An 8,235-nucleotide genomic window follows, 5' to 3' on the forward strand; every position below is an offset into this window, starting at 1 on the left:
AAAGGATTTAATTCAACATACTAATTTCCTTATAAACTATAAACAATCAGAGCAAAGTCTTGATACGATAATTCGTAGCTTATTATCCAACGGCTTAGCCTATCAACTCATAAAGCATGGCTACATTAATGACAATTTCACTTTGTATACATCTATATTTCATGGAAACTTTATAAGCGCGTCAGCTCAGAATTTTATTATTCATAATATTGAACCAAATATAATGGATGAACAGCTAATCCTTGAAGAAAATGATATAACGGCTATCATTAGTGAGTGTGGTGTTCAATCACTTAGTGAACCATGTCTATACAACATTTCCATTCTAAACTACCTATTAAAGCATGATCCCGTAAAAGCGGATATTATGGTACAATCACTTATACAATTTGGTAATAATGAGCTAAATTTCTTACAAGCATATTTAAATGGTAAAAACAAACACGATGAACTAATTAAAAAGCTAACTACAAAAACAAAAGAGATATTGAAGCTACTAATTACTCAATTAGATTTTTATGGTGGACTGAGACGTAGTTTCGTTAATGCTGCACTCGAACACTTAAGCTCTGAAATAGAATACAATATAGACGATGAGGTATCGGAATACCTACAAAAATACTATTCTGAACTACCAGTATTATTTTCATCATCAGACAAAAATCAGTCTGAAAGAATTGCCCTTCTGTACTCTAATGCAGCTATTCGAGTACCTGAGTTGCGACCTCTATCCGAAGCGATGCGAAACACCTTCATTGCAAAAAATCTGTATGAAATCAATGTAGAAAATCTCAAAATAGCGTTAGATAATGAAACAAATTTAGCATTAGATGTAGCATCAGAAAAAGATGAAGAGATCTATCACTATTTATTACGTAATTTAGAGAAATACTTGCAGGCCGTAGTTAGCACCTTCAAAACGGTTACATCTAGCGAGCATTTTATAGGAATAATCGATGATGTTTTAGCATCAAAAAATCCAGACGACTTATACGAAATTATTGAGAATGCATCAGATCACTGCATCATTGAAAACCTAAATGATGTTCAAAAGGATGCTTGGCAATGTTTGGCTGAATTCAACCGATTTACTGCAACATTCGACAACATCACTAGTTACATATCAGCGATTGGGGCTATTGATAAATATATAGAAAATATTCTTATAAAAAATACCGCTATAACTGATCATGAATCAGTACCCGAGGATGAAAGAGAAAAACTAGCCATAGCTATCTTGCACGCCGATAAAAATAGACTTACTTCTATACATAGAGCACAACTAGTTCGCAGCTTGAAACTAAAAGATAATTTGATCAGCGCAAGCGATCTTCCTATTGAAAACAGCGATCTATACATTCTACTTCTCAAAAATAGCATTATTGAAGATGATGCTACTATCTATGAACATCTATTAGAGACAGACTGGTCAACCCGAGAGAGCTATATTCAAGTATCCAAAGAGTTTAAACACTACATAACCCCAGAGCTTTTACATGGTGATTTAGCTGATTTTCTAACCAGCAATACGATCGAGTTAGATACTAAGATTTCTATTGTAGAACAAGCAGAAGAGTTTACAAAGGACTGTAGCAAAAATGATCTTAAACAACTAGCCCGATTTGCTATTTCACAAAATCAAACTCTACCTACAAATGTAATTGAGGACATGGCAAACAATGATATTGATACGAAAGATATCATTCTTTTACTTGCCTCTAATCTCAATCCTTCAATGGACTCTGAGCAATTATTTAGAATTCTTAAACTATTAAAAGGAGACTATTCACAGCTAATTTCAACTGGAAAAGATCAACCCAAAATACCTAATACGCCCGAGAATCGAAAATTAATTAGCATTTTAAAAACACTGAAAATAGTGAACTCTTTTAGAGAAACAACTGATGATATGATTAAGATATTTAAAAAACACAAGTAGCCACGTTATTAAAATCTATAAATGAGAATAAAAAAATTATCCATGCGGTTTTTTAGCGAATATTCAGGTACGACTAAATATGTCGTCATTGATAGTGAGCATTTTTCTATAACTTGTTTTAGCAATTAATAAGTCAGCAAAAAAATAATATGATAGTAAGACGACTGAGCTAAAAACTAGAGTTAGGTTCCTCTAAAAATGCTAATTCTTCAGGTGATGATTTTCGCCCTAAAATAGCATTTCTATGTGGATAACGACCGAAACGATCCACAATTTTTTTGTGTTTCAGCTCAAAGTCCAAATTATTCACAATGCCCAAGCTTCTAAACAACTTTACGGCCTCTTCATGAATCACGGCGGATTCACTGTGCATAAACGGCATATATAAAAAGCTTCGTTCTGAAAGCGATAAGGCTTGATCAAAACCGTTTTGAATGGCTACTTGAGCCAGTGCTAACGCCATCGAGTCAGCAGCAAAAGCTTCTGGTTGGTCGTGGTAAATATTACGTGAAAATTGATCGAGTAAAATTATCTCAGCCAATGCGCCTTTAGGAGAATGACGCCAAGCGGACAGTTCCCCCTGAACCGCTTGTTGATGAAGTTTGCCAAACCTGGTGATGATTTTATTATCGAAATCGGTGTCTTTCTGAAACCACAACTCTGAATCAATCTCGTTAAACCAAAAATCCAATACTTCTTGATACATAACGCTAGCCTCAAATCAACAAACTAACTAAAGCTTAATCACCATTAATGCTTCAATCAAATCTCTCAATTGTTGTGTAATAAAAGGTCGTTTCTGCTCGTCCAGTTGATATTCCGACTGTTTCGCTAGCTCGTCGTTTAAGTAAGTGTCTTGGGAAAGTTCAAGCTGGATCGCGTGAACCCCATGATGCGGCTGGCCGAAATGACGAGTGATATAGCCCCCTGTAAATCGACCATTGAGTACTTGTGTGTAGTTGGGTCTTAGGATTTGCGTGGCGGCATTCGCTAACGTGCTGTCACAAGCCTTGCCTTCGTTGGTTCCCCAATTAAAGTCCGGCAAATGCCCTTCAAATAACATGGGCACTTCGGCCGCGATACTGTGTGCATCAAATAAAATCGCGTAGCCAAATTTGGCTTTTAAACGTGCTAGTTCCTGGGCAATCGCATCGTGATAGGGCATCCAAATCTGCTCTTTACAGAAGGTTCGGTGCTCAGCGCTTGGTGTTTTTCCCACTTCAAAAATAGGGCTTTCGTCAAATAAAATATCAGGAAACAAGCCCGTGGTTTTGGTCGCGTAAAGGGGTTTGTCGTCATAAGGACGATTCAGGTCAATCACGTAGCGAGAGTAGTTTGCTTTAATAAAACCCACGCCTAAAGAGACAAGAAAGTCGTATAACTCAGGCATATACCAATCTGTATCCGGTAGCTTTTTCGCCTTCTCCGTCAAACCTGCTGCCACCTCTGGTGTCAAATTCAATCCGCAGTGCGGCATGCTAACCAGTAAAGGTGAATCCCCTTGCACAAAATCAAACGCAGGGGGAGTGAGAGGTGCTGGGGTTGTCATGGTGCTTCTCCTAGATTCTTATTGTCTGAATTCTTGTTACCATAGCCTTTATTTCCGTGGCTATTGTTACCAAAGTAAATGCGCTCTTTTATTAAATTGCCACCCAACCAATAGCTGAGTTCGCCAGGGCTTTCTACGTCCCAACTGATGAAATCTGCCACTTTACCGACTTCTAAGCTACCATGAGTATCGGCCATTCCCAATGCTTTTGCTGCATGAATAGTGGCGCCAGCCAGTGCTTCTTCTGGCGTCAGCGCGAACAAGGTACAGGCCATATTCATCATAAGACGCAAAGATAACGCGGGGGACGTCCCTGGGTTGGCGTCCGTAGCAATCGCCATCGGCACACCATATTGACGCAGCAAAGCAATTGGCGGGCGCTGGGTTTCTTTTAACGTGAAAAACGCCCCCGGCAACAACACGGCCACCGTGCCAGAATCCGCCATGGCTTTCACGTCAGCTTCTTCAATAAATTCAATATGATCCGCCGACAAAGCCTTAAACGACGATGCCATGCGAGTACCACCTAAGGAAGACAACTGTTCCGCATGGATTTTCACGGGCAAACCTAACGACTCGGCGGTGTTAAAATAACGCGCCACTTGCTCGGTACTAAAGGCAATCCCTTCACAAAAAGCATCGACGGCATCGGCCATTCCCAGTTCAGCAACTTTTGGCAACACTGTCTCGCAAAGGTAATCGATATATTCGTCTTTATCTGTGTATTCTGGCGGCATAGCATGGGCCGCCAGACAAGTCAGTTTCACGTTAACAGGCAGCTCTTGCTCTAAACGCGCGGCGACTCGCAGCATTTTCAGCTCGCTTTCAAGGGATAAACCATAGCCAGATTTGATCTCAACCGTGGTGACACCGTCTTGCATTAAGCTTTGTAAGCGACGTTTAGCGCTGACGACTAAGTCGTCTTCACTGGCATCACGGGTAGCTCTTACAGAGGAGGCAATACCGCCGCCCTGCTGGGCAATCTCTTGATAGCTAACGCCATTGAGACGTTGCTCAAATTCCCCCGCCCGATTGCCGCCAAACACTAAGTGTGTATGGCAATCGACTAAACCGGGGGTGACCCAACCACCCGCTAAATCATGCTCGGCATGCGCTTGGTAATGAGGTAAGTCAGCAGCTTCGCCAATCCAAGCGATGTGACCGTCGACCACACCAATGGCCGCATTTTCAATGGAGCTGTACTTCCCTCCTTTCATCGTCGCGACATGGGCACCACGCCATAGGCTATCAAAGACCACGGGCGTTTGAGAATCGGCCTTAGGTGTCGTCATTGCTTACTCCTTAATGCATTTCGACCATTAAACGCTCGGTAGCAAACCCGCTGGCATGGCTTCGTTATGAACCGCTTCCAGAAGCAATGCATTGGCTTTTTCAATGTCTGGTGCGAAGTAACGGTCTTTATCGTAGAAAGGCACGCGAGCACGTACAGTCGCACGGGCGTTTTCTAGACGTTTACTGGATTTCAGCGGAGCACGGAAATCTAAGCCTTGTACCGCAGACAAAATTTCCACGGCTAAGATACCGCGAGTATTTTCCGCCATGTCTTTCAAACGGCGTGCCGCAAAGGTTGCCATAGAAACGTGGTCTTCTTGGTTGGCAGAGGTCGGTAAACTGTCTACCGACGCTGGATGGGCGTAGGTTTTATTTTCGCTCGCAAGCGCCGCTGCGGTGACTTGGGCAATCATAAAACCCGAGTTAACACCACCATTGTCTACAAGAAATGGCGGTAATTTGCTCAAGTTGCTGTCGATCAATAGCGCCATACGACGCTCAGACAAGCTGCCGATTTCGGCAATCGCTAACGCCAAATTGTCTGCGGCCATGGCAACCGGTTCTGCATGGAAGTTCCCCCCTGAGATAATGTCCCCTTCTGCCGCAAACACCAATGGATTGTCCGACACCGAATTGGCTTCCACGCACAAGACTTTTGCTGTGCTGCGGATTTGCTCAAGGCAAGCCCCCATCACTTGTGGTTGGCAACGCAGTGAATAAGGGTCTTGAACCTTCTCACAACCTTTATGGGAATCGCCAAGCTCTGACGTTTCACCCAATAGATGACGGTAAGCCGCTGCGGCATCAATTTGAGTTTGATGACCACGTACTTCATGAATACGTGCATCAAATGGGCTGCGGCTACCCAGCGCCGCTTCCACTGACAAAGACCCGCAGACAATCGCCGACGCAAACAGATCTTCTGCTTCAAACAGACCTTCCAAGGCAAACGCTGTGGACGCTTGCGTGCCATTTAGTAGCGCCAACCCTTCTTTGGGGGCCAAAGTAATAGGCTCTAACCCTGCAATAGACAACGCCGCTTGACCGGAAATGACTTCACCGCGATAACGGGCTTTGCCTTCGCCTAATAATACCGTACTCATGTGAGCCAATGGTGCCAAATCCCCCGATGCACCGACTGAGCCTTTTTTCGGAATGCATGGGTAGACTTCTTTGTTGATCAAAGTCATCAAGGCTTCGATCACTTCAAGGCGAATACCAGAAAACCCACGGGCTAGGCTGTTTACTTTCAGCGCCATGATGAGTTTGACGGTTTTGTCATCCATTAACTCGCCGATGCCTGCCGCATGAGACAGCACGATACTGCGTTGTAGCTCTTCCAAATCTTCTGGTGCGATACGTGTATTGGCCAGCAACCCGAAGCCTGTGTTAATACCGTACACAGTGCGGTTTTCTGCAATCACATCGTTCACCACCTGTGTGCTGGCATGAATCGCAGGAATGGCACTGTCATCAAGACTTAGCTTAACGTGACGACGGCTGATTTGGCGCAGATCGTTTAGACTCAATTGACCCGGTTTTATGGTTAATTCAAACATGATGTTTCTCTCTAATATGTTGCGGTGTTCTGCAAGACGATTTCGTAAATGTTAAGTTAGTCGGGGTTTTTAATGCTTGTTCGACGCTCCACAACCCATTATTTCAGTGCCATCGGCAAATTCAGCCCCTGCTCTTTCGCACATTCAATGGCAATATCGTAACCTGCATCCGCATGACGCATTACGCCAGTTGCTGGATCATTATGAAGAACCCGCGCAATACGCTCAGCCGCGTCATCGCTACCATCACAGACAATCACCATACCTGCGTGTTGTGAAAAGCCCATACCTACGCCGCCGCCATGATGCAAAGACACCCAGGTCGCGCCAGACGCGGTGTTTAACAAGGCATTTAACAACGGCCAATCGGATACCGCATCCGAACCGTCTTGCATGCCTTCGGTTTCCCGGTTTGGACTGGCCACCGAGCCGGAATCTAGATGGTCACGGCCGATCACGATTGGCGCCGACAATTCGCCACTGCGCACCATTTCATTAAAGGCTAGGCCAAGTTTGGCCCGTTGACCAAGACCCACCCAACAAATACGCGCTGGCAGACCTTGGAATTGAATACGCTCACGGGCCATATCCAACCAGTGATGTAGATGCTCATCGTCTGGAATCAATTCTTTTACTTTCGCATCGGTTTTATAAATGTCTTCTGGATTACCTGACAGTGCTGCCCAACGGAAAGGGCCCACGCCACGGCAGAACAAAGGACGAATGTAAGCCGGTACGAAACCTGGGAAATCAAACGCGTTTTCGACCCCCTCTTCCATGGCCATTTGACGAATGTTGTTGCCATAGTCAAAGGTGGGAATGCCCATTTTTTGGAATGCCAACATGGCTTCAACATGCTTCGCCATGGACTGTTTCGCGGCTTTAACAATTGCCTGCGGCTCAGTTTGAGATTTCTCACGGTATTCCTCCCAACTCATGCCGATTGGCAAATAGCCATTTAGCGGATCATGGGCAGAGGTTTGGTCCGTTACCATGTCTGGGCGAATGCCACGTTTTACCATTTCAGGTAGGATGTCTGCAGCATTACCACATAATGCGATTGAGACGGCTTTGCCTTCCGCTGTGTATTTTTTGATACGTGCCATGGCGTCATCAAGATCAGTGGCTTGCTCATCCACATAGCGCGTACGTAGACGGAAATCGATGCGACTTTGCTGACATTCGATGTTCAAAGAACAGGCACCCGCTAGAGTTGCGGCTAGTGGTTGAGCGCCCCCCATACCACCAAGACCCGCCGTTAATACCCAACGACCTGCTAGCTTACCATCGTAATGTTGGCGGCCCGCTTCGACAAAAGTTTCGTATGTCCCTTGCACAATGCCTTGGCTACCGATGTAGATCCAAGAACCGGCGGTCATTTGTCCATACATTGCGAGGCCTTTGGCATCCAGTTCGTTGAAATGTTCCCAGTTTGCCCAATGTGGCACCAAGTTTGAGTTGGCAATCAAAACACGAGGGGCGTTGCTATGGGTTTTAAACACGCCCACTGGCTTACCAGACTGAACCAAAAGCGTCTCGTCTGCTTCTAGCTCTTTTAGCGATTCAACAATCTTGTCATAGCACTCCCAATCACGCGCTGCACGGCCAATACCACCGTAAACCACTAATTCTTCTGGGTTTTCTGCAACATCAGGATCTAGATTGTTCATTAACATGCGCATCGGCGCTTCGGTCAACCAAGACTTGGCGGTGAGAGTGGTACCCGTTGGCGCTTTAACAACACCTGCGCGGTAACGCTTTTGCGAAATAGTTGGCTTAGTCATGATCCGTACCTTTAAAATGATGTGTTATCTCAAATGTATATACAACTTAACTAAAACATAATTTTTTAATGCGTCTGTTGCAAGCTTTTTTTCTATCCAATAGAGGTTTTT

At 44.4% G+C, this 8,235-nt stretch carries 5 protein-coding genes and 1 pseudogene; 1 reads left to right on the forward strand and 5 read right to left on the reverse strand.

Annotation, left to right across the window (positions count from 1 at the left end; genetic code table 11):
• Positions 1-1,939, forward strand: a pseudogene (locus JHD45_RS22020) (DNA-binding protein); the annotation flags it as partial.
• A 169-nt stretch (positions 1,940-2,108) separates the two neighbouring features.
• On the opposite strand, the gene JHD45_RS22025 reads toward JHD45_RS22020, so the two are convergent.
• The 5 genes from JHD45_RS22025 to hutU form a co-directional block, all read right to left on the reverse strand.
• On the reverse strand, positions 2,109-2,645 hold the full coding sequence (locus JHD45_RS22025; protein WP_199478747.1) for a DUF924 family protein: 537 nt from the start codon (positions 2,643-2,645) through the stop codon (positions 2,109-2,111).
• Between the two features lie 27 nt (positions 2,646-2,672).
• Positions 2,673-3,488, reverse strand: coding sequence for an N-formylglutamate deformylase (hutG, locus tag JHD45_RS22030; protein WP_199478748.1), 816 nt, complete (start codon positions 3,486-3,488; stop codon positions 2,673-2,675).
• Positions 3,485-4,780 (reverse strand): imidazolonepropionase, encoded by a 1,296-nt coding sequence (hutI, locus tag JHD45_RS22035; RefSeq protein WP_199478749.1) that lies wholly within the window; start codon positions 4,778-4,780, stop codon positions 3,485-3,487. Before hutI ends, hutG begins: the two co-directional genes overlap by 4 nt.
• 27 nt (positions 4,781-4,807) lie before the next feature.
• A complete protein-coding gene (gene hutH, locus JHD45_RS22040) occupies positions 4,808-6,340 on the reverse strand; it encodes a histidine ammonia-lyase (RefSeq protein ID WP_199478750.1) in 1,533 nt (510 codons plus the stop codon).
• Between the two features lie 98 nt (positions 6,341-6,438).
• Complete coding sequence (gene hutU, locus JHD45_RS22045; protein WP_067019105.1) at positions 6,439-8,124, reverse strand: urocanate hydratase; 1,686 nt, start codon at positions 8,122-8,124, stop codon at positions 6,439-6,441.
• Positions 8,125-8,235 lie beyond the last annotated feature (111 nt).

Origin of the sequence: Marinomonas spartinae (genome assembly GCF_016461715.1) — a bacterium.
GTDB lineage: Bacteria > Pseudomonadota > Gammaproteobacteria > Pseudomonadales > Marinomonadaceae > Marinomonas > Marinomonas spartinae_A.